This window comes from Mesorhizobium sp. B2-5-13 (assembly GCF_006440535.1).
Taxonomy (GTDB): domain Bacteria; phylum Pseudomonadota; class Alphaproteobacteria; order Rhizobiales; family Rhizobiaceae; genus Mesorhizobium; species Mesorhizobium salmacidum.
Map to the genome: position 1 here is coordinate 169801 of NZ_VFUI01000008.1, position 21920 is coordinate 191720.

The window sequence follows — 21920 nt, forward strand, 5'->3', positions numbered from 1 at the left end:
GCGGCCAATCTGTGCCTATCCCGACAAGTGGCCGCAAGAGCTTGACGGCGCCAGGCGTTGCGCCAGAGGGATGATCCCGGGTTAGCCGACCACGCGCAGGTTCGACAGCTCGTTGCCGATGTCCTTGAAATCGTTTGCCAGGCTGGCGCCGGTCGCATTCCAGAACAGCTTCGCCGGTTTGCTCGGATCCGTGGCATCCTTGCGAAAGCGCGACTCCGACGAGCAGGATTTCAGCGCATCGATGGCCAGCTTGTCGCTGGCCTTGGTCATCGACAAGTCGAGCGCCACCGTCATCACCATGATGTTGGCTGCCTTGGCGTTGTTGCACAGCGTGGCCATCTGCTCGTTGAGCGCGTTGGTGTAGTTGCCGTTCGAATAGTCTAGCTGACCGATGGCGCTCGATGTGCCCATGAACAGGCGGCCGACCGAGGTGCCGTTGTATCCGGGGTTGAGATAGCCGTAGGACGCATAGGTCGATTTCGAATTGGCGGGATCCGAGTAGCCCAGCGACGAAGGCGTATAATAGGTGTTGGCGCCGTCGGTTAGCACGATCACCACCTTGTCGTTGCCTCTTTCCGTTTCCGGGCGCCCTTGCGTGAACGGCTCTCCGCTCGAAACCACCCGCCAGCCCCAGGCCATGCCCTCGGGAACATTGGTGCCGCCATTCGGCTGCATCAGGTCGATCGCCGCCTTGATCGAGGTGACCCCTTCGGCGACGCTGACATCGGTCAGCGGCGTGATCGGGTTGGTGGTGCAGCTGTAATTCGGCCCGTTGCCGGCGGGCAGCGCCGGCGCATCGATCGGCCGCGGCTGGAAGTACTTGGCCATGTTGCGCAGCCGGGATTGGCCGCTGCTGCTCGACGGATCGTCGTTCCACCAGCTGTTGACGGCACCATAAGTTACCGGCGCGGCCTCGTCGGGGTCTTGAGTGAGCTTCCAATGATTGCCCGGTTCGTCGGGGGCGAACATGGGCACGAACATCGTTGCCGGATCGCCGACACCGATGCCGGTGTTGGCCGAGCCGCCGGACGGCGTGGCGTCGTTTATATTGTAAGGGTAGGGCCGGGCCTCGACGCAGCCCTGCCAACTGGCGAACGGACCATAGGAATCAATATAGTCATATTCGTCGTGGCTGCTTTTGCAGGTGTTGTTCGAATTGTATTGGTCGCACACAACCCGTTTGCTGTTGACGACACGCTCGTGGTTGGTGACGACCTTCATGTCGCGGTAGAGCGAGAACCGGGTCAGCATCTGGCCGTCCTCGGTTCCCCAGCCAGTGCCGCGCTTGTACCAGATGCCGTTGGTCCGCTGGGCGTATTTGTTGGCGGCGTTCAGCGTCGACCAGTCGAAATTCTCATTCGAGACCGGCGAAAGCCCCTCGGTGTCCATCCACGAAGCATTGCCATTCCCGGGGCCGACATTGACCGAGGCAGCAAAAGGCACGAGGCCGAATTGCACCGGCTTGTCGACCTGCTTGATCATGACCGCCTGCTGGGCCAGTGTGTCGACCAGCTGCTTGGAAGCAGTCTTGAGAAGATCGATGCGCTTTTGCCCCGAGCCCGTGCCGAGCGTGGTCATCGATCCGGAATTGTCGAGCACCATGGCAACTTCCAGCGTGTTCTTCAACCGCACCTGCGAGGTGACGTTGAAGCTGAGCCTCTGGTTCGCATCGGTCGCCGATTTGCCGACGAGTTGGGCGAAGGCGGGGTAGAAATAGGGTTTGTAGTTGAGCTGGGCGGTCATCGTCAGCAGGCCGCCGCCGCCGCTGCTGCTGTTACTCGGCAAGGTGACGTTGAGCGTCGTGCTCGCGGGATCGATATCGTTCAAATTGGCATTGAAGAAATCGAGCGCATAGGCTCTCAACTGGTCGTCGGTCGCGCCTTCCGTCAGCCGGCGGGCGGTGGCGAAGTTGGCGGCGTCGAGCGCGTTCATCAGCATCTGCTTTTCACGGTTCATTTCCGTGTAGTCGACCGCGATTGCCAGGCCGCCCATCAGCGGTACCATCGCCACAGCCGTCATAAGAGCATAATTGCCACGCCTGTCGCGGCGGAACTGACGCCAGATTTCAAACATGCTTGGAGCGGCCCCCGCCGACGGATTCTCGGTCAGCGCCAGCTTTCCACAAAACGCTGAAGGACGGGTTTGGGAAACCGCTCTATTGCTTGGTCGGCGCTTCACCAACCGCTAACCAATCAAAGCCGCCGGTTGCGCGGCAATTCGTGCCGATGCGGGCGAAAGCTGGTGACAGCATGGGCCGGTTCGGATAATTCGAACCGGCTGCGGCGAACCGTCGGCCGCCGCACCCGCAACGATCATACTGAAGGAAACGGCATGGCGGATTCGCCTGAAATCGTCGGCTCGCTCGAAGACGTCTCGAAAGCCTATTCGGCAATTCTGTGCGACGTATGGGGCGTGGTGCACAATGGCGAATGGCATTTTCCGGCGGCCGCGGCCGCGTTGGTGGCGGCAAGGGCGGCCGGCACTCCTGTCGTTCTGATCACCAACTCGCCGCGCCGCAGCGCCGACGTCGTGGCGCAGATGAGCGTGATCGGCGTTCCGCCGTCGGCCTATGACCGTGTGGTGACCTCGGGTGACGTGACCCGTGATCTGATCGCGGAGGGCCCTCGCAAAGTCTTCCACATCGGCGCCGATCGCGATTTGACCCTTTATGATGGTCTCGATGTCGAGCTCGTCGAGGAATTCGAGGCCGCCGGCGTCGTGTGCACCGGGTTGTTCGACGACGAGATTGAAAAACCCGAGGACTATACGGAACTGCTGCGCCGGTTGCGGGCCAGGAACCTGCCGTTCATCTGCGCCAATCCCGATATCATGGTTGAACGCGGCGAACGGATCATCTGGTGCGCCGGCGCGCTCGCGCGTGACTACGCGCAGCTCGGCGGTCGCACGCTGATCGCCGGAAAACCCTATGCGCCAATCTACGAGGTCGCGATGAAGGAGGTGGCCGAGATCCTCGGCCGGCCGGTCGGGCGTCCGCAAATACTGGCTATCGGCGACGGGATGTTTACCGACGTCAAGGGCGCGGCCGACAATGGTTTCGACGTCCTCTATGTCTCCGGCGGCATTCATGCCCGCGACTATGGCGATCCCTCCCGGCCGGATCCGGCCAGGCTCGGGCTCTTCCTGGAGCGGCACGGCTATCGTCCGGTGGCCGTCATCGCAAGACTGCAGTAGGTGACAATGGTCGCGTTCCAGCATCTTACGACAACCGTGCCGCTGCCCGCCGATCTGCGAGGCGGCGTCGTGGCGATCGGCAATTTCGATGGCGTCCACCGCGGCCATCAGGCCGTGCTCGAACGGGCATTGGCGGAGGCCACGCGGCGCGGCGTGCCGGCCCTGGTGCTGACCTTCGAACCGCATCCCCGAACGGTTTTCAGGCCTGATTTGCCGCTTTTCGTGCTGACGCCGCCGCCGATGAAGGCGCGGCTCCTGTCGCTTCTGGGCTTTGCCGCGCTCGTCGAGCAGCCTTTCACGCGCGACTTCGCCTCGCTGTCGGCGGAAGCCTTCGTCACCGACGTGCTGGAGAGGACGTTGGGCATCAGCCACGCCGTGACCGGTTTCGATTTCCATTTCGGCAAGGACCGCCAGGGCGGGCCGGCCTATCTGATGGCTGCTGGCGAGCGCCATGGCTTCGGTGTCACCCTCGTCGACGCCTTTCGCGACGAAGGCGCCGAGGTGGTTTCGTCGAGCCGCATCCGTGCCTTGCTTTGCGAGGGCGGGGTGGCCGGGGCAGCCGGTCTGCTTGGCTATCGCTTCACGGTGGAAAACGAGGTCGTCGGCGGCCAACAGCTCGGGCGAACGCTCGGCTTTCCCACAGCCAACATGAGGCTTCCCGCGGAAGCCACGCTCAAGGAAGGTATCTACGCCGTCCGCTTCCGGCGCGAGGACGGCACGCTGCACGACGGCGTCGCCAGTTTTGGCCGCCGCCCGACCGTCGACGACAATGGCGCGCCGCTCCTGGAAACCTTCGTCTTCGATTTTTCCGGCGATCTCTATGGCGAAATCTGCGGAGTGTCGTTCTTCGGCTTCCTGCGCAGCGAGATCAAGTTCGACGGGCTCGATGCACTGGTGGTGCAGATGAAGCGCGATGAAGCCGAGGCACGCGCGTTGCTTAGCGGCGTCAAGCCGCTGTCCGGTCTGGACGCCGCTGTGGCGTTCTGAAGCGTGATCCCGAAAAGGGGAACGAGTTTCCTATTTCTTTAGCGCAAGACCGACGGCGATGAAGGTCCAGCCCTGGAAGATCAGGTCGATCGCCAGGAACAGTCCGAGCACCCACAGGCTGTTGACCGGCCACCCCATGGCGATGATCAGGCCGGCAAGTACGCTGATGACGCCAGCCGCGACAATCCAGCCCCAGCCCCGCTCCGGACGGTGGCTATAGCCGACCCAGGCCCGCAGGGCGCCCGAAGCGACGAGCGCGACGGCCAGCAGGAAGGTCAGCACCGCTGAGGCCAGCAGCGGATTGTCGAAAGCGAAGAATCCGGCGACCGCATAGAGCAGTCCGCTGAGCAGCCAATACAAGAAGCGGCCCCAGGTCTTGACTCCGAAAGCGTGCATGATCTCGATGATGCCGGCCACCAGCATCAGCCATCCCACGACATAGACGGAAGCCACCGTGGCGATGAACAGATTGCCGAAGGCAATGCCGCCGAGGACCAGCAGCACCACGCCCAGCCCGACAAACCAGCCCCATTTGTCGCGCGTCTGGCCGATCACGTTCTTCAATGTATCGCCGTCCAAGGTCATGTCGCCACCTCCATTGAAGACCGCCAGAATGCAAGGGAGGTTACCCTCGGCGCCGACCCGCGTCCAGCCGATGGCGGGCGCGATGGTGCAAGCAACACGCGCTGGATGTCTCGTCCTTAAATCAAATTTTACCAAAGCCTCGTCAAAGCTGTCGCGGCAGGACAGCTTTGACGTGTTAGTGGAGTGGCCATGAGTCAGGTCGGGAAGATTTCTATAGCCTTGGCTACCGTCGTGCTGGCGACGTCAGGCGCGGCCGAAGCCGGTGATGGCGCTTTCGGCTGGCTGTCCGGCGACTGGTATCTGACGGTCGGCGCGACCGGCCTGGTGGCGCCCAATTTCGAGGGCGGCAAGAAGTACATGCTGAGCGCCCAGCCCATCATTTCGCTGGGCAAGGCCGGCCCTGCTGCTCGCTTCACCTCGCGCAACGACAACATTTCGCTGGCGCTCGTCGACGATGGCAGCGTCCGCGCAGGCCTGACCGGCAAGTTCCTGTTCTCGCGCGACGATGGCGATGCCGACGAACTCAGGGGCTTGGACCCGGTCCGCTGGGGCGGCGAGGTCGGCGGCTTTTTCGAATTCTATCCGACGGACTGGATGCGGGCGCGTGCCGAATTGCGGCATGGCATTCGTGCCCATAACGGCTTTGTCGCCGACATCGCCGCCGATGCTTTCTACGACGTGACGCCAACCGTCAGGATTTCGGGCGGTCCGCGCGTGTCTTTTGCCTCGGCGAACTATTTCGATGCCTATTATGGCGTCAACGCACAGGAAGCCGTGGCCTCGGGGCTGAGCCAGTACAATCCCGGCGGCGGCCTGAAATCCGTCGGCCTCGGCGGCGCCGTGACCTGGAAGGTGACCGATCCGATGACCGCCAGCCTGTTTGGCGAATATTCGCGCCTCGAGGGTCCGGCCGCCGATTCCAGCCTGGTCAAGGAGCGCGGCGACCGCAACCAGTTCATGGTCGGCGTGTCGACCACCTATCGCTTCGACTTCAAGATGTAAGTGAATCGAAGGAGACGCTTTATTCCTGCGCTCTTCTCCGCTAAAAGCCCAGCAATGACGAGCTTTTCGCGCCTTCACGCGCCGACGATACGAATTACCAGCCCGGTGTTCCCAGCAGCCTGAAGGCTGTAGGAGCCGCCGGGAATATCGCGCGCGGCCTCTCGCGCTTTTCCAGATCATCAAAGCATGTCGCCCACAAGTGGCCCGGTTTGGGAAAACGGCATACGTCTAAAGTAGAATTCGCCGCAAGCCACGTGGCCCGGCATGCACATGGCAGACCAATGAACGACGAAAACCAATCAACGATCGACTATTCGAAGACCCTTTACCTGCCGCAGACGGAATTTCCGATGCGCGCCGGCTTGCCCGAGAAGGAGCCGGTGCTGGTCAAGCGCTGGCAGGACATGGACCTCTACCGCAAGCTGCGCGAGAGCGCGGCGGGCCGCACGAAATACGTGCTGCATGACGGTCCGCCCTACGCCAACGGCAACATCCACATCGGCCACGCGCTGAACAAGATCCTCAAGGATGTCATCACCCGCTCGTTCCAGATGCGCGGCTTTGACTCGAACTATGTGCCCGGCTGGGATTGTCACGGTCTGCCCATCGAATGGAAGATCGAGGAGCAGTACCGCGCCAAGGGCAAGAACAAGGACGAGGTGCCGGTCAACGAATTCCGCCAGGAATGCCGTGAATTCGCCGCGCACTGGATCTCCGTGCAAGGTGGCGAGTTCCAGCGGCTTGGCGTCGTCGGCGACTTCAAGAACCCTTATACGACGATGGCCTTCCACGCCGAGTCGCGCATCGCAGGCGAATTGCTGAAATTCGCCATGTCCGGCCAGCTCTACCGCGGTTCGAAGCCGGTGATGTGGAGCGTCGTTGAGCGCACGGCGCTCGCCGAGGCCGAGATCGAGTACCAGGATTACGAGTCCGACACGATCTGGGCGAAGTTTCCGGTGGCCAATCTCGTCGTCGCCAGTGTCGTGGACGGGCTGCCGGCGGAGCTCGATCCGGACCTGAGCGGGCGGTCGCTTGACCTGCTGGATGCCCATGTCGTCATCTGGACGACGACGCCATGGACCATCCCTGGCAATCGCGCCGTCAGCTATTCGCCGCGCGTCGGCTACGGCCTCTACGAGGTGACGGCGGCCGAGAACGCATTTGGCCCGCAGCCAGGCGAGAAGCTGATCTTTGCCGATGCGCTGGCCGAGGAAAGCCAGGCCAAAGCCAAGATCATCTTGAAGCGCCTTCACGGCGTCAGCGCCGAACAGCTTGGAAATCTTGTGCTTTCGCATCCCTTCAAGGGTCTCGGTGGCGGCTACGAATTCCCGGTTCCGATGATTGCCGGCGACCATGTCACCGACGAGGCCGGCACGGGCTTCGTGCACACGGCTCCCGGTCATGGCCGCGAGGACTTTGATGCCTGGATGGATGCCGCGCCCGCGCTGCGTCAACGCGGCATCGATACTGAAATCCCGTTTGCCGTCGACGACGGCGGCTTCTTCACCAAGGACGCGCCGGGCTTCGGCCCGGACCGCGAAGGCGGACCGGCGCGCGTCATCGACGACAATGGCAAGAAGGGCAATGCCAACCAGGCGGTCATCGACGAGCTGATCAAGCGCAACGCGCTGTTCGCGCGCGGTCGGCTGAAGCACAGCTACCCGCATTCATGGCGTTCGAAGAAGCCGGTCATCTTCCGCAACACGCCGCAATGGTTCGTCTACATGGACAAGGATCTCGGCGACGGCACCACGCTGCGTGGCCGCGCGCTGAAGGCGATCGACGAGACTCGCTTTGTGCCGGCCGCCGGCCAGAACCGCATCCGCGCCATGATCGAGGAACGCCCCGACTGGGTGCTGTCGCGCCAGCGTGCCTGGGGCGTGCCGATCGCCGTCTTTGCCGACGAGTATGGCAATGTGCTGAAGGACGAGGCGGTCAACCAGCGCATCATGGACGCCTTCGAGGCGGAGGGCGCCGACGCCTGGTTCGCGCCCGGTGCCAGCGAGCGCTTCCTCGGCAATCACGATGCCTCCAAATGGAAGCAGGTGACGGACATTCTCGACGTCTGGTTCGATTCGGGCTCGACACATGTCTTCACCCTGGAGGACCGGCCCGACCTGAAGTGGCCGGCCGACGTCTATCTCGAAGGCTCCGACCAGCATCGCGGCTGGTTCCACTCCTCGCTGCTCGAAAGCTGCGGCACCAGGGGCAGGGCGCCTTACGACACCGTCGTCACCCATGGCTTCACCATGGACGAGGATGGCCGCAAGATGTCGAAATCGCTCGGCAACACGGTCGTGCCGCAGGATGTGATCAAGCAGTCCGGTGCCGACATCCTGCGGCTCTGGGTGGTGACGACGGACTATTGGGAAGACCAGCGGCTCGGCAAGAACGTGCTGCAGACCAACATCGACGCCTATCGCAAGCTGCGCAACACCATCCGCTGGATGCTGGGCACGCTCGCCCATGACGATGGTGAGGTCGTTCCCCTGGAGACGATGCCGGAGCTGGAGCAGCTGATGCTGCACCGGTTGGCAGAGCTCGACGAGGTGGTGCGCCAGGGCTACGACGCCTTCGAGTTCAAGCGCATCACGCGAGCTCTGCTCGACTTCATGGTGGTCGAGCTGTCGGCCTTCTATTTCGATATCCGCAAGGACGCGCTCTACTGCGACGGCCCGTCGAGCGTGAAGCGCAAGGCCTCGGTCCAGGTGGTACGCCATCTCTTCGACTGCCTGGTGAAATGGCTGGCGCCGATGCTGCCCTTCACCATGGAAGAGGCCTGGCTCGACCGTCATCCCGACGCGGTCTCGGTGCATCTCGACCAGTTCCCGCAAATCCCGGCGAATTGGAAGAACGAGGCGCTGGCGGAGAAGTGGCGCAAGGTCAGGCAGGTGCGCCGGGTCGTCACCGGCGCACTCGAGATCGCCCGTGCCCAGAAGGTGATCGGCTCCTCGCTGGAGGCTATACCGGTGGTCACAATCAACGACGCGGCGCTCGAGGCGGCGATATCGGACGTCGACATGGCTGAAATGGCGATCACCAGTGATCTCGTCATTGCCCATGGCCAGGCGCCGCAAACCGCCTTTGCCCTCGACGATGTCAAGGGCGTCGCCGTGGCGGTCGAGAAAGCCGAGGACCGAGGGCTGGTCAAATGCGCGCGTTCCTGGCGCTACACGGCCGATGTCGGGCAGGATCCGGACTTCCCGGATGTTTCGGCACGTGACGCAGCCGTGCTGCACGAGTTGAAGGCGCTGGGAAGGCTTTAGTTCCTGTCGCCCAAAAGTGCGTAGCGGTTTTGGGACAAACGACAGGGACCAGATCAAGCCAGTTCCTGTCGCCCGAAAGTGCGTGGCGGTTTAAACGACCGGCATCAGATCAAAGAAGTGCGCAAATAGAACGCCGGGCGGTACAAATCCGCCCGTGCGTTGCCCTTAACGAGTGGTTGAGGTAAACACGCGAAACTCCGGAAGACAAATTGTCGCCGGATTTCCGTCGCAAGTGCTTGCATGATGGGGACCGGATACAAAGCCGGTGCGATCGAGAGGCTGTCTAGAGTGGGACTTTTTGGCATGACCGAGAGATATAACGCGCGCCTTGCGCTGTTGGCGCCGCTTGTCGCTTCGGGCCTCGCTTTATCCGGCTGCATGGGCTCTCCGACCTATGGCACCGACAAGACCGCCGCCGAACAGCTGGCCGGCGATCTTACAGGCGCCGTTTCCTTCGCGCCGAAGCGCAAGGACCCGATCGACTACAAGCCGCGTCCCACCCTGGTGAAGCCGGCACCCGGCCAGAAGGAAGCGCTGCCTGCCCCCCAGGAAAGCATCCAGACGGCAAACGCCGGGTGGCCCGAATCGCCCGAGCAGCGCCGCGCGCGTCTGCGCGCCGACGCCACCGCCCACCAGAACGATCCGGCCTACCAGTCGGAGATCGTCGATGATGTGCAGACGGATCCCGCTTCGGTGAAGAAGGCAATGGAAGAGTCCGGCTCAAGCCATCCGCCGGCGTGGAAACCCGCCGATTCCGACAAGGGCCGCGCTGCGGAGATCCAACGCCGCCTTGCCGACAGCAAGCAGGGCGATCCGAACACGCGCAAATACCTTAGCGAGCCGCCATTGGCCTACCGCACCGCCTCCGGTGCCGCGCCGCAGAATGAACTCGGCGAAGACGAGTACAAGAAGGAGCGCCGCCTCAAGGCAAAGGCCGAGGGCAAGAAGGGCGGCTGGTTCGACTGGTTGCCGTCGCTGTAGGAACAGTCGCGCCGCTGATCTTGCGGCGGCCTTGGCTCAGTCTCGACGTCCCCTGAAAAAATCCTTCAGCAGCAGGCCTGCTTCGGTCTCGGCCATGCCCGGATAGATGTCGGGCGTGTGGTGGCAGGTCGGTGCAGCGAAGAAGCGCACACCGTTGACCACGGCGCCGCCCTTTTCGTCTGCGGCACCGAAATAGAGACGGCGCAGCCTGGCGAATGAGATTGCCCCGGCGCACATGGCGCAGGGCTCCAGCGTCACATAGAGATCGTGGCCGGTGAGCCGCTCGCTCGAGAGTTTGCCGCAGGCTTCACGGATAACCAGCATTTCGGCGTGCGCCGTCGGGTCGGCAAGCTCGCGCGTGCGGTTGCCGGCACTGGCAATGACCGTGCCGCCATTGGCAATGACCGCGCCGACCGGCACTTCGCCGCGCAAGGCTGCCGCTTCGGCCTCTTTTAGCGCCAGCGCCATGAAATCCGGCCTCTTCAAGCGGTTTGTCTTCCCATTATATCCTCGCCACCCGGCGGTGATCCTGTTATGGAGCGCATCAACCTGAAAATCGGACTCGATTTTCGGGAATGATCATGCGCCAAATCAAAAATGCTACAGCGTTCGTTGCGCGCCGAACGGATGCGCCACGCTGTAGCAGCGCAAACGGACAAAGGCCACATGGACGACAGCGACAAGAAATCTCCGCGCAAAGGCGGCCCAGGCAGGAGTGGCCCGAAATCGGCAGGGTCACGTGGCCACGACGCCAGCAAGGGCGGGAAGCCGTCCTTTGGTGCGAAAAAGCCCTATGCCCCACGCGGCGACCGGCCGGCCGCCGCTGAAGGCGAGCGCCCGAAGCGCGACTTCAAGAGCGGCGACAAGCCGTTCCGCAAGGGACCGCGCCCCGAAGGCAAGCCCTACGCGCCACGTGGCGACCGCCCGATGGCGGCCGAGGGCGAACGCAAGCCGTATGAAAAGCGCGAAGGGCCGCGCAAGCCCTACGCGCCACGCGGCGACCGGCCGATGGCGGCGGAAGGCGAACGCAAGCCGTATGAAAAGCGCGAAGGGCCGCGCAAGCCCTACGCGCCACGTGGCGACCGTCCGGTTTCTGCCTCGGCGGAGAGCGGCGAAAAGCGCTTCGACCGTCCCAAGCGTGATTTCGCAGATCGTCCGAAGCGGGAATTTGCCGACCGTCCAAAGCGAGACTTTGGAGGCGACAGACCCAAACGTGATTTCGGAGACCGGCCACAGGGCGCATCGGGCGGCGGCTTCAAGCCACGTCCGCGAACAACCGAAGCAACGGAAGAAGCCGGCGAGCGCATCGCCAAGCGTCTGGCACGTGCCGGGCTCGCCTCGCGCCGCGACGCCGAGGAGTTGATCGCCGCCGGCCGCGTCAAGGTCAATGGTCGGGTGCTGGCCTCGCCGGCGTTCAACGTCATGCCCAATGACATCATCCATCTCGACGGAATGGAAATCCCGCCGATCGAACGCACGCGCCTGTTCCTGTTCCACAAGCCGGCCGGCGTCGTCACCACCAACCGCGACCCCGAAGGCCGCAAGACCGTCTTCGACGTGCTGCCGGCCGAACTGCCGCGGCTGATGACCATCGGCCGGCTCGATATCAACACCGAAGGCCTGCTGCTGCTGACCAATGATGGCGGCCTGTCGCGCGTACTAGAACTGCCGGCCACCGGCTGGCTGCGCCGCTACCGTGTGCGTGTCCACGGCAAGGTCGAGGAAAGCGCGCTTGCCGGCCTGCGCGAAGGCATTGCCGTCGATGGCGTCTTCTACGGCGCCATCGAAGCCAGCCTTGATCGCGAGCAGGGCTCCAATGCCTGGCTGACGATCGGCCTGCGCGAGGGCAAAAACCGTGAGGTCAAGAACATTCTTGGCGCGCTCGGCCTCGACGTCACGCGGCTGATCCGCATCTCCTATGGTCCGTTCCAGCTCGAGGACCTCGCCGAAGGTCACGTGCTGGAAATCAAGGGCCGGGTGCTGCGCGACCAGCTTGGCGAGCGCCTGGTCGAGGAATCCGGTGCCAATTTCGATGCCGAGATAACAAAACCGTTTTCCAACCAGCCGGTCCGGCGTACCGAAGTCCGTGAGGCCGAGCCGGAACGGCCGAAATTTACGAGAGACGGCGAGCGGCGGCCGATCGGCGAGGGCGGGCTGATCAAGAACCGCAAACGCCGGGAAGGCAGCCGCGACGAGGCGCTCGGCAAACTGTCGACAAGTCCTGACAGGGGCGAGAGGCCAGAAAAGAGCTTCGGCGAACGCGGTCCGCGACCGGAGCGTGGCGGCTTCGGCGACAAGCCGCGCGGCGGTTTCGGTGACAAGCCTCGTGGCGGCGGCAAGAAATCCGAACGCGAGCAGCGGCCGATCGAGCCGCCAGGCCAGCGCAAGGCTAATGTCTGGATGGCACCGGGAGCCCGGCCGATCGGCAAGGGCAGGGCGGAGGCCGATGCGGCCAAGGCGGCCGAGGCCAAGGCGCGCAAGGCCTCGTTCAAGCCGTCTTACGGCAAGCCCGCCGGCAAACCAGGCGACGCAAGGCCATTCGGCAAGCCGCGTGGCGAGCGTCCAGGAGGCGCCGGTGGCGGTGAGCGGCCGCGCGGCCCCAAGGGTCCTCGGACAAGATGAGAATCGTCGGCGGTGAGTTTCGCGGGCGTCCGTTGGCGACGCCCCGCAGCGGCGCCATCCGCCCGACGACCGACCGCACCCGCGAGGCCGTCTTCAACGTTCTGGTGCATCGCTTTGCCGGGCAACTGGAGCGCGCGCGCGTGCTCGACCTGTTCGCCGGCACCGGCGCGCTTGGTCTGGAGGCCCTGTCGCGCGGCGCATCCTATGGCGTCTTCATCGAGGAATCGGCCGAAGGCCGTGGCCTGATCCGCGACAACGTCGAGGCCTTCGGCCTGACCGGACGCACCAAGATCTTCCGCCGCGATGCAACGGGCCTTGGCGAGGCGGGCACGCTGGCGCCGTTCGGTCTCGTCTTTGCCGATCCGCCCTATGGCAAGGGCCTTGGCGAGCGCGCTCTGCGGTCGGCCATGGCCGGCGGCTGGCTGCGCCCCGGGGCGCTCTGCGTGGTCGAGGAGACGGCGTCGGTTCCCTTCGAGCCAGGCCCGGGCTTTTCCGTGCTTGATGAGCGCAACTACGGCGAGACTGTCATCCGCTTCATCGAGGCTGCCTGACAGGCCTCTTTCAGCAGTGGCCTCTTTGCCGCCGCCTTTGCCGGCAACATGACCAACAAATCACTTTGCTTGTCGCCAGCGCCTTGCCTATCGTCGCTGCATGAATCCGGAGCCATCGATGACATCCAGGACTGAGTGGCTGAGGCCAACGCTGCTGGCGACGTCGCTGGCTTTGTTCATGACCGACCCTGTCCTGGCGGACAACGCCGTATTGCCAGACACTGTGCCGGCCGAGTTCAAGGTCACGGACTTCCTGCTCGACAACGGCATGGAAGTGGTCGTGATTCCCGACCATCGCGCGCCGATCGTCACCCATATGGTCTGGTACAAGATCGGCAGCGCCGACGAGCCGCCGGGCAAATCCGGCATCGCTCATTTCTTCGAGCATCTGATGTTCAAGGCGACGGCCCATCACGAAGCCGGCGAGTTCGACCGCGCCGTCTCCGACATTGGCGGCTCCAACAACGCCTTCACCTCCTACGACTACACCGCTTTCCACGAGACGGTGGCGCCGTCGGATCTCGAACTGATGATGAGCTTCGAGGCTGACCGCATGCGCAACCTCATCCTCACCGACGACGTCATCAAGACCGAGCGCGATGTGATCCTGGAGGAGCGCCGCTCGCGCATCGACAACAATCCGCAGGCCGTGCTCGACGAGGAAGTCGATGCCACACTGTGGCAGAACCAGCCCTATCGCATTCCGGTTATTGGCTGGATGCAGGAGATGGAACAGCTGAACCGCACCGACGCCGTCGCCTTCTACAATAAATATTACCGGCCCAACAACGTCGTGCTGATCGTGGCCGGCGACATCCAACCGGAAACGGTGAAGGCGCTGGCCGAAAAGACCTATGGCAAGGTTGCCCGCGGGCCGGATCTGCCGCCGCGCGTCCGCCCGGTCGAGCCGGAGCAGAACACCAGGCGCACCGTGACGCTCTCCGACGCCCGCGTCAGCGTGCCGAGTTTCTCGACACAATGGGTCGTGCCCTCCTATCACACCGCCAAGCCTGGCGAGGCCGAAGCGCTCGATCTGCTCGCCGAGATCCTTGGCGGCGGCAACCGCAGCCGGCTTTATCAGGCGCTCGTCATCAAGCAGGGCATCGCTTCCAGCGCCGGCGCGTATTTCCAGGGCACCATGCTCGACGACACCAATTTCACCGTCTACGGCTCGCCGCGCGGCGACGCCAAGCTGGCCGACGTCGAAGTCGCGGTCGATGCCGAGGTGGCGCGCATCGCCAGCGACGGCGTGACCCCGGATGAGCTCGAAAAAGCCAAGGACCGCTATGTCAGGTCAATGATCTTTGCCCGCGACAAGCAGGACTCCATGGCCAACATCTATGGTTCGACACTCGCCACCGGCGGCAATGTCCAGGACGTGCAGCAATGGCCGGACCGCATCCGCAAGGTCACCACCGACGAGGTCAAGGCCGTTGCCGCGCGCTATCTGGTGCTGGCCCGCTCGACCACCGGTTATCTCTTGCCGCAGCAACAGGCGGGGAATTGATGATGAGCCAGCACCACCATGTCTTCCCTTCTCCCACAACAAGGGGAGAAGGGAAGGAGGCTCGCTTCCTCGCGCCACTTGTCACCCTATTCCTCTCCATCCTCTTCCTGATCCTGCCGGCGCTTGCCGCCCACGCCATGGAGATCCAGTCCGTCACCTCGCCGAAGGGCGTCACGGCCTGGCTGGTGGAGGACTATTCCGTGCCGATCGTCGCCGTCCGTTTCGCCTTCGGCGGCGGCTCGACTCAAGATCCGGTGGGGAAGGAAGGCCTGGCCAATCTGATGACCGGCCTGTTCGACGAGGGCGCTGGCCCGCTCGATTCGGAAGCCTTCCAGATCAAGCTCGACGATGCCGGCGCCGAAATGAGCTTCGACGCGACCCGCGATGGCATTTACGGCTCCATCCGTCTGCTGGCCGAACAGCGCGACGAAGCCTTCGACCTGTTGCGGCTGGCGGTCAACGAGCCGCGCTTCGACCAGGCGCCGATCGACCGCATCCGCGCCCAGGTCCTGTCCGGCATCATCGCCAACGAGAACGACCCGGACACGGTGGCACAGAACCGATGGGTGCGCGCCGTGTATGGCGACCACCCCTATTCGCGCTCCGATCAGGGCACCAGGCAGAGCATCGCCGCCATCACCCAGGCCGATCTCAAGGCTCTGCACAAGGCGGTGTTCGGGCGGGGCGGCCTGCATGTCGCCGTGGTCGGCGCCATCGACGCCGAGACGCTGAAGAAGAAGCTCGACATGGTGTTCGGCGATCTGCCGCAGAACCAGACGCTCGCCCCTGTCGCCGATATCGAGCCCAGGCTGGCGCAGCATATCGAGGTCAATTACGACCTGCCGCAGACCTCGCTGCAGCTCGCCTGGCCCGGCGTGAAGCGCAAGTCGGCGGATTTCTTCCCGACCGCGCTGATGAATGAAATCCTTGGCGGCGGCACTTTTACCTCGCGCCTGTTCCAGGAGGTGCGCGAAAAGCGCGGGCTGGCCTACAGCGTCAATTCCTCGCTGGTAAACCAGGACCACGCCGACGCGCTGATCGTCACGACCGGAACGCGTTCCGACCGCGCCGCCGAGACGCTCGGCATCGTACGCGACGTCGTCAAGCGGTTAGCGCAGGACGGCCCGACGGAGGCCGAACTGGCGGCGACCAAGAAATATCTGATCGGCGCCTATGCCATCAGCAATCTGGATTCGTCGAGTGCCATCGCCGCGACGCTGGTCGAGTTGCAGCTCGACGATCTCGGCATCGACTACATGCAGCGCCGTACCGGCTATATCAACGCGGTGACGCTCGATCAGGTCAAGGCGGCGGCGAAGAAGCTGCTGACCGCCGAGCCGACCATCATGGTGGTCGGACCGCCGCTGGCGGGAGCCGGCAAGGGGTGAGCCCGACTTTCGGCATAGCTTTCGGTGGTGGCGGCGCGCGCGGCTTGGCGCATATCCATGTCATCGAGGCTCTGAACGAGCTCGGCATCAAGCCGGTGGCGATAGCCGGCTCCTCGATCGGCGCCGTCATGGGCGCCGGCATGGCCTCGGGCATGACCGGCAAGGACATGCACGACTACGCCCGCTCGATCCTCGGTCGGCGCGCCCAGGTGGCGAGCCGCATGTGGCGGGCGCGGCCAGGCACGATCGCGGAAGCCATGCAAAATGGCATCCGGGTCAGCCAGTTCAATGTCGAGCGCATCCTCAAGGCCTTTTTGCCCGAAGCCATTCCCGAAACCTTCGCCGAATTGAAAATCCCGCTGAAGGTGACAGCGACGGACTATTTCGGCCACAAGCTCGCCGTGTTCGACGATGGCGACCTGCACTCGGCCCTTGCCGCCTCGGCCGCCATCCCCGCCGTCTTCCGCCCGGTGATGCGTGACGGCAGACTGCTGATCGACGGCGGCATCTACAACCCCGTGCCGTTCGATCTGATCGAGAAGGATGCCGACATCATCATCGGCGTCGACGTGGTCGGCGCGCCGGAAGAGGCCGACCGAAAACAGCCGACCTCCGTCGACCTGATGTTCGGCGCCACGCAGCTGATGATGCAGTCGATCATCGCCAACAAGCTGAAACAGTGCCAGCCCGATATACTGGTCCGCCCGGCGGTGTCCAAATACCGGGTGCTCGATTTCCTGAAGATCGATGCCTTGATGAACGAGACGGTGGAGATCAAGGATCAGCTGAAGCGCGAAGTGGCGAGGGTGATTGAGGCGCGCAGTGGCGCTGCCATCAAGGGGAGGCGAGGGAAAAAGGCCGGTTGAGCGACGGGACGCCGCAATTGGCAGTCCTGTGTCGAACTCTGTGTCATCCAGCCTGGAACCCGCTATGACTTCGCCGTCACCGGCGCATACTCCAGCGCCACAACGCCGTTGCTGAAGGGCGTGGCCGAAATCAGCTCGAGCGGCACTTGTTCGCCCGGCGGGAACAGCGGCTTGCCCTGGCCGACGGCGCCGGGATAGCTGAGCAGCCTGACGCGGTCGACCAGCCCGTGGCGCAGCAAGTCCTGCGCCACGCTGAGGCTGCCATGCACATAAATGTTGCCGCCGCTGCCTTCCTTCAGCGTCCTCACCGCGTCCGGCAGCGAGCCTGTGAGCAATTCGGCCGGTTTCCAGTCGAGCGCCTTCAGGCTGGTCGAGGCGACGTATTTCGGCAGAGCGTTGAACCGGTCGGCAAAATCCCCGGTTTCCTTGGGCCATGAGCCGGCAAAGATCTCATAGGTCGTGCGCCCCAGAAGCATGGCGCCGCTGTCGGCAAGTTCATCCTCCTTGAACCTGTTCATCTCGTCGTTCCAGGTCACGCCGGGCAGCTTCTCGACCTCGGCAATGCCGTCGACGCTGATGAATTCCGTGACGATGAGTTTTCGCATGGCGTTCTCCTGCTTCGCTCAAAGGACGAACCGCATGGGCCTTTTGCTACATGCTCTGAAAAATCGGGGGTGGTTTGTCAGAGAAGGAGTTTCCCTAGCCTGAACCAGACTCCAAAGTCGCATTTTGGTGCTACATCTCAGCTGATATTCCCAAAGCTGTAGGAAGATCATGGGATTCGGGGTCTTCATCCACCGCTCAGATTCGATCTACGATGACAGCCCCGCTGAGCGATATCAGTTCCCCAGCCAGTATCTGCGCCGTGTGGAAGCATGTGTCGGCGATTGGATCATCTACTATGAACCTAGCAAGGTAGACGATACCCGTGGCTATTTCGCCCTGGCGAAAGTCCAGCAGGTTATCCTTGATCCCGTGGCGCCTGGTATGTATCTCGCTTTGATCGAGCCGGGATCATACCTCGATTTCGCCAATCCCGTTCCATTCAATGGGATGGACGGGCTCGTTGAACGAGGTTTGCTTAATGACCAAGGACGGATTTCTGGTCGCGCTCAATCGGCCGTCCGACCGATCAGCCCGAGCGACTTCAACCGCATTCTCGATCTGGGCCTTGACGCCCGTGAGCCACTGCTGCCACGCGTCGACGAGATCGGCATTTCATCCGGGTTTCAGGATGAAGAAGCCCCGTTCCAGTTCGAGCACAGCCGCGACCGCATAAGTTACATCGGATCGCGAATCGTGCGGGACGGCATTTTCCGTCGCATCGTCTTGCGCGCCTATGATGAGCGTTGCGCGATCACGGGACTGAAATTGATAAATGGCGGTGGTCGGGCGGAAGTTGCCGCGGCACATATTCGACCGGTCGAAAAGAAAGGACCCGACATCGTCAACAATGGGCTCGCACTATCAGGTACCGCGCATTGGATGTTCGATCGCGGACTGATCAGCCTCTCCGACGATCTGGAAATCCTGATCTCGCGGCAGGTCAATGACCTTGAGAGCGTGCGAGGGTTCGTAAACAAGACCCGCCGCGCGCTTCCGCCTCGCCGGCCGCTCGAACGCCCGCATCCCCATTTCCTGCAATGGCACCGCGAGCACTGCTTTAAGCAATGAGGCGGCGCCCCGCTGCCACGCTTGTATCTCTACGTTAACCGGTTTGGCGCTTGTCGAGGCCTACCGCTACTACTGGGCTTTGTCCTGCTACTTTCTCAATGTCGACGTCTTGCTCTCGTATCTTGCCAGGAATTGGCAACAGCAATTGTGGCTGCGCGCGCAATTCTTCCGGTGTCCTGGGCCGAGTCTTTTTTGTCCGCCGTGCCGGGAAGGATGCCACAGTTGCTGCGCCACGAGCAAGATTGAGCTCAAGCAGCTTTGCCAAAGCGTCTTCTTCTGAAATATCCGTTGGCCAACCGTAGGCGGTAGCAACAGCAGCGTCGAGTTCGCGATGCGCATCGATAAGCCACTGAGGGCGCCGATTGTACAGATTGGTCAAAGTCCGCTCTTGAAGAGTAGCTGCCGCAACGGTGTCCTTGGGCAGGATCCGATCCGGGTAGCCAGTCAAGATCTCAGGCTCGATGCGAACAAGATCGACTGGGTTTAGCCAAGCATTTCGCAGTTCATCAAGCCGATTGGCGGCCCTGGCGATGGCAATTGCTCGTGTGTCGCCCACGTAATGCTTGACGGGAATGTTTGGCGTGAGTCCGTCTGGAAATGGGAAGGTTTCGAACGTAGTTGTAGGCGTGTAGCGTGGATCGTTGCCCACCCCGAGCCATGTTCCCAGCCGCAAGGACCACATTTCGTGAAATCGGGAATGGAGAATTCCGAAAATCATCTCATCGTCGCGCGCAATCGCTATTGTCGCACTATCCGAGAGAACTGTGCTGTCCACCCAAGCGAATATTCGGTATTTGGCTACACGGGGCGTCAAGATGTACCGTCTTAGTGATGATATCTTGGCCAACATTGCAGGTCGAGGTTCGACGTGTCGCCACCAGCGTTCACGATAAGCATCTCGCCTATTTTGAGCTCTTTCGGGAAGCACATGCTCTTTAACGTACTGGAATGGCGCTTCGTAAAGAGAGGCTCCCTGTTCCGACAGTTCCGAACCAAAATCGACAATCCACATATCGCGAGCACGGCGCGTGACGTCCATTCCATTGCGCCAAGGGTGCAGGACATCTGAATTGGGTTTGCCGTTGGGATTGAGGGGAAGCCGCAGCCACTCACGCGCAAGCTCACCCGGAATGTCAAAGGCGCCGCCCTTCGTATCCCCCATAAACGCAACGTTGAGATTCTCTGCGAGCCGGTGGGCGCGGGTGAGGTTCGTAACGCCGGCGGTAAGATCCGGATTGATCTCGGCAACATCATTGCCATCAAGCCGCAAGATATCTTCACCTTGCCCGAAGCATACAAGCGACACACGAACGGCCGCACCGTCGACGATCCATGGCTCATCGCTCCAAGCGTCGAAAATGCGGCTCTCGGCTGCGATCTGATCAAGAACTTTTCGGTTGGCACCTCCACGAATCGAATTGGTAGCGACGAGTCCGACACGCCGCGAACGACCGGATTTGAGGGCGGCGCGCGCCTTTTCAAACCAATAGCAGACGAGGTCGGCTTCCCGCGAAACGCGGCCATCATAGACATCGAACAGGCGATCCACGGTTTCGTCGCCCAAACCGTGACGCATTAGTCGTATGCCTAGGAATGGAGGGTTTCCAACGATGAATTCCGCCTCGGGCCAATCAGCCTCGACGAACTTTGAGCCGGTTGCCGCACCCTCTAGATCACTATTCTTCGGCGCGGTGGTCTCGTCATAGAGAGGGGACAATCTAGCCTTGACGAGCGCATCGCCTTTTTCGATTGCTTTGAGTTTACGAAGGATTGGAATCGATTTCGAACGGATACCGTTGCGCAACTGCCACTGGATGTCGCCTATCCAGATTGTGGTGCGGGCGAGCTCGGCCGCCGGTGTGTTGATCTCGATTCCACGAACGATTTCGGGACCGACGAGGGGCAGTTGCGGGTTAAGGCCGAGTATCTCGCATTCGAGGTTGGCTCTGTTTTCGATATCCTTGACACCCTGCAGGGCAAGATAAAGAAAATTCCCCGACCCGCATGCCGGATCGAGAATGCGCAAATTGCGCAGGCGTTCCAGAAATTGGGAACGGACCTCCTCGGCAGCCTCTTTCCGAGTCATGCGCCTGTGTGGTTTCTTGCGCATTGGCGGCAAGTGGTCGCCATTGAGCAGCGCAGCGATCTGATGCTTAGCGACCTCCCATTCTGCCCGAAGTGGCCTCAGAATGACAGGGTCCACCAGCTTCATGATCTTATCGGGATCGGTATAGTGCGCGCCGATCTGTGATCTCTTGTCGGGGTCAAGGAAGCGCTCGAATAGCGTCCCGAAAATCGTTGGGTCGATCAGGCTCCAATCGAGGCTGTCGGCAGCAACCAGCAACCCGACATCGCCATCGTCGAGCGACAGGGCGCGGCTGCCGTCGAAAAGTCCCCCATTGAACCAAGCGATTTCGGTGAGGTCGAATTCGCCGCCGCCTTCCATAGCCTCGAACAATTTGCTGAGGTAGCTCTTTGCTCTTTCAGGGTTCTGGGCGGAACGCCTCAGAAGTTTGGTGAATAGGCCGTCGGGCAGCAACTTCACGCTCTGAGCGAAGAAGCAAAACACCAGCTGATTGACGAAATGAGCGATTTCATCGGGTGTGCCGCGCCCCTGCAGACGTAGCGCAATGGTCGAGAATTTATCGGCCGCCTCGGCAGTTACGGCTGCACGCGTTTTGGTCGGCTTCAGTTTTTCGGGATCATAAAAGACATTGTGCAAAATTTCGCGTGGCGCTGGGGCGGCCAGATCGTCAAGCGTGATCTCGTAGGTCACCGGCACCGTGTTCGTCCAAGCCGTGTGGATTCGGAGGCGCTCGATATCGCAAACCACCTGCAGTGGCGGACTTTGTAGAGCCGGTGCGTAGCGGACGAGTTGCAGAAGGGCGTCGTCGAGATTGCCGTTCTTTCGTTTGTACTCCCATGCAAAGTGGCCCTTTTTCCAGACATCAGCGAAGCCACGTCCGCCCGCCACCTTGGTTGCGCCTTTCTCGAAGGCAAAGAACTGACCCTTGGGATCTTCTTCGGTTGGCGTTGGATGGCCGAGGAGCGCGCAAAGATCGATGAAGTGTTCCTGGGCTGCTTGGCGCTCAGTCAGCGAGGTTTTCTTCCACTTCTTGATGAACGCAATAGGCGTCATCATTGGTGCGAGCGCACCAGCACGCGAACTCATGACGAACTCCCCTCCGCCACCGCCTTTAACTGAGGCGGAACGCTAACAATTGAGCAAATTTCCTAGGGAGTCAAATTAAGGAGAGGAATAGGGTGAATCGGGACCGGAGTTACTTTGTTAAACGAGT

The 21920-nt window shown here is 62.2% G+C and carries 16 protein-coding genes; 11 read left to right on the forward strand and 5 right to left on the reverse strand.

Annotation, left to right across the window (positions count from 1 at the left end; all coding sequences use genetic code 11):
• Positions 1 to 81 precede the first annotated feature (81 nt).
• The gene (locus tag FJ434_RS16075) at positions 82 to 2073 is read right to left on the reverse strand and encodes a TadE/TadG family type IV pilus assembly protein (RefSeq protein WP_181165960.1); all 1992 of its coding nucleotides are present in this window, start codon (positions 2071 to 2073) and stop codon (positions 82 to 84) included.
• A 258-nt stretch (positions 2074 to 2331) separates the two neighbouring features.
• Between FJ434_RS16075 and FJ434_RS16080 the strand changes: the two genes are divergently transcribed.
• Together FJ434_RS16080 and FJ434_RS16085 are read left to right on the forward strand one after the other, a co-directional pair.
• Positions 2332 to 3192, forward strand: coding sequence for a TIGR01459 family HAD-type hydrolase (locus FJ434_RS16080; protein ID WP_140507338.1), 861 nt, complete (start codon positions 2332 to 2334; stop codon positions 3190 to 3192).
• Between the two features lie 6 nt (positions 3193 to 3198).
• Positions 3199 to 4179 carry a bifunctional riboflavin kinase/FAD synthetase gene (locus FJ434_RS16085; RefSeq protein ID WP_140749411.1) on the forward strand — a complete coding sequence of 327 codons (981 nt, stop codon included), beginning with the start codon at positions 3199 to 3201 and terminating at the stop codon, positions 4177 to 4179.
• A 30-nt stretch (positions 4180 to 4209) separates the two neighbouring features.
• Here the strand turns inward: FJ434_RS16085 and FJ434_RS16090 are convergent, their stop codons facing one another.
• On the reverse strand, positions 4210 to 4764 hold the full coding sequence (locus FJ434_RS16090; protein ID WP_140507336.1) for an HdeD family acid-resistance protein: 555 nt from the start codon (positions 4762 to 4764) through the stop codon (positions 4210 to 4212).
• A 189-nt stretch (positions 4765 to 4953) separates the two neighbouring features.
• Here FJ434_RS16090 and FJ434_RS16095 point away from each other — a divergent pair, with 189 nt between their 5' ends.
• From FJ434_RS16095 to FJ434_RS16105, 3 genes are all read left to right on the forward strand, one after another.
• On the forward strand, positions 4954 to 5766 hold the full coding sequence (locus tag FJ434_RS16095; protein ID WP_140749151.1) for a MipA/OmpV family protein: 813 nt from the start codon (positions 4954 to 4956) through the stop codon (positions 5764 to 5766).
• A 281-nt stretch (positions 5767 to 6047) separates the two neighbouring features.
• Entirely contained in the window at positions 6048 to 9032 is a 2985-nt protein-coding gene (ileS, locus tag FJ434_RS16100; RefSeq protein ID WP_140749148.1) for an isoleucine--tRNA ligase, read from the forward strand.
• Between the two features lie 303 nt (positions 9033 to 9335).
• Complete coding sequence (locus tag FJ434_RS16105; RefSeq protein ID WP_140507330.1) at positions 9336 to 10013, forward strand: hypothetical protein; 678 nt, start codon at positions 9336 to 9338, stop codon at positions 10011 to 10013.
• A 36-nt stretch (positions 10014 to 10049) separates the two neighbouring features.
• Here FJ434_RS16105 and FJ434_RS16110 read toward each other — a convergent pair whose 3' ends face one another.
• Entirely contained in the window at positions 10050 to 10499 is a 450-nt protein-coding gene (locus FJ434_RS16110) for a nucleoside deaminase (protein ID WP_027143214.1), read from the reverse strand.
• A 180-nt stretch (positions 10500 to 10679) separates the two neighbouring features.
• Here FJ434_RS16110 and FJ434_RS16115 point away from each other — a divergent pair, with 180 nt between their 5' ends.
• The 5 genes from FJ434_RS16115 (at position 10680) to FJ434_RS16135 (ending at position 16947) form a co-directional block, all read left to right on the forward strand.
• Positions 10680 to 12635: a pseudouridine synthase gene (locus FJ434_RS16115; protein WP_140749145.1), complete on the forward strand. Its 1956-nt coding sequence runs from the start codon at positions 10680 to 10682 to the stop codon at positions 12633 to 12635.
• Positions 12632 to 13186: a 16S rRNA (guanine(966)-N(2))-methyltransferase RsmD gene (gene rsmD / locus FJ434_RS16120; protein ID WP_140749142.1), complete on the forward strand. Its 555-nt coding sequence runs from the start codon at positions 12632 to 12634 to the stop codon at positions 13184 to 13186. The genes FJ434_RS16115 and rsmD overlap by 4 nt, the downstream gene beginning before the upstream one ends.
• A gap of 118 nt (positions 13187 to 13304) precedes the next feature.
• Positions 13305 to 14693, forward strand: a complete 1389-nt coding sequence (locus tag FJ434_RS16125; RefSeq protein WP_140714203.1) for a pitrilysin family protein — start codon at positions 13305 to 13307, stop codon at positions 14691 to 14693.
• Positions 14693 to 16081 carry a pitrilysin family protein gene (locus tag FJ434_RS16130; RefSeq protein ID WP_140749139.1) on the forward strand — a complete coding sequence of 463 codons (1389 nt, stop codon included), beginning with the start codon at positions 14693 to 14695 and terminating at the stop codon, positions 16079 to 16081. The genes FJ434_RS16125 and FJ434_RS16130 overlap by 1 nt, the downstream gene beginning before the upstream one ends.
• Entirely contained in the window at positions 16078 to 16947 is an 870-nt protein-coding gene (locus FJ434_RS16135) for a patatin-like phospholipase family protein (protein WP_140749136.1), read from the forward strand. The genes FJ434_RS16130 and FJ434_RS16135 overlap by 4 nt, the downstream gene beginning before the upstream one ends.
• A 62-nt stretch (positions 16948 to 17009) precedes the next feature.
• Here FJ434_RS16135 and FJ434_RS16140 read toward each other — a convergent pair whose 3' ends face one another.
• Positions 17010 to 17552 carry a dihydrofolate reductase family protein gene (locus FJ434_RS16140; protein WP_140749133.1) on the reverse strand — a complete coding sequence of 181 codons (543 nt, stop codon included), beginning with the start codon at positions 17550 to 17552 and terminating at the stop codon, positions 17010 to 17012.
• A 169-nt stretch (positions 17553 to 17721) separates the two neighbouring features.
• Between FJ434_RS16140 and FJ434_RS16145 the strand changes: the two genes are divergently transcribed.
• Positions 17722 to 18621, forward strand: a complete 900-nt coding sequence (locus tag FJ434_RS16145) for an HNH endonuclease (RefSeq protein ID WP_140749130.1) — start codon at positions 17722 to 17724, stop codon at positions 18619 to 18621.
• Between the two features lie 34 nt (positions 18622 to 18655).
• Here FJ434_RS16145 and FJ434_RS16150 read toward each other — a convergent pair whose 3' ends face one another.
• The gene (locus FJ434_RS16150) at positions 18656 to 21793 is read right to left on the reverse strand and encodes a DNA methyltransferase (RefSeq protein WP_210241525.1); all 3138 of its coding nucleotides are present in this window, start codon (positions 21791 to 21793) and stop codon (positions 18656 to 18658) included.
• Positions 21794 to 21920 lie beyond the last annotated feature (127 nt).

What these genes read in the sequence shown, in the direction of transcription:
- FJ434_RS16075 (WP_181165960.1), bottom strand. Translation starts at nt 2,073, where the DNA reads ATGTTTGAAATCTGGCGTCAGTTCCGCCGCGACAGGCGTGGCAATTAT.
- FJ434_RS16080 (WP_140507338.1), top strand. Translation starts at nt 2,332, where the DNA reads ATGGCGGATTCGCCTGAAATCGTCGGCTCGCTCGAAGACGTCTCGAAA.
- FJ434_RS16085 (WP_140749411.1), top strand. Translation starts at nt 3,199, where the DNA reads ATGGTCGCGTTCCAGCATCTTACGACAACCGTGCCGCTGCCCGCCGAT.
- FJ434_RS16090 (WP_140507336.1), bottom strand. Translation starts at nt 4,764, where the DNA reads ATGACCTTGGACGGCGATACATTGAAGAACGTGATCGGCCAGACGCGC.
- FJ434_RS16095 (WP_140749151.1), top strand. Translation starts at nt 4,954, where the DNA reads ATGAGTCAGGTCGGGAAGATTTCTATAGCCTTGGCTACCGTCGTGCTG.
- ileS (WP_140749148.1), top strand. Translation starts at nt 6,048, where the DNA reads ATGAACGACGAAAACCAATCAACGATCGACTATTCGAAGACCCTTTAC.
- FJ434_RS16105 (WP_140507330.1), top strand. Translation starts at nt 9,336, where the DNA reads ATGACCGAGAGATATAACGCGCGCCTTGCGCTGTTGGCGCCGCTTGTC.
- FJ434_RS16115 (WP_140749145.1), top strand. Translation starts at nt 10,680, where the DNA reads ATGGACGACAGCGACAAGAAATCTCCGCGCAAAGGCGGCCCAGGCAGG.
- rsmD (WP_140749142.1), top strand. Translation starts at nt 12,632, where the DNA reads ATGAGAATCGTCGGCGGTGAGTTTCGCGGGCGTCCGTTGGCGACGCCC.
- FJ434_RS16125 (WP_140714203.1), top strand. Translation starts at nt 13,305, where the DNA reads ATGACATCCAGGACTGAGTGGCTGAGGCCAACGCTGCTGGCGACGTCG.
- FJ434_RS16130 (WP_140749139.1), top strand. Translation starts at nt 14,693, where the DNA reads ATGATGAGCCAGCACCACCATGTCTTCCCTTCTCCCACAACAAGGGGA.
- FJ434_RS16140 (WP_140749133.1), bottom strand. Translation starts at nt 17,552, where the DNA reads ATGCGAAAACTCATCGTCACGGAATTCATCAGCGTCGACGGCATTGCC.
- FJ434_RS16145 (WP_140749130.1), top strand. Translation starts at nt 17,722, where the DNA reads ATGGGATTCGGGGTCTTCATCCACCGCTCAGATTCGATCTACGATGAC.
- FJ434_RS16150 (WP_210241525.1), bottom strand. Translation starts at nt 21,793, where the DNA reads ATGAGTTCGCGTGCTGGTGCGCTCGCACCAATGATGACGCCTATTGCG.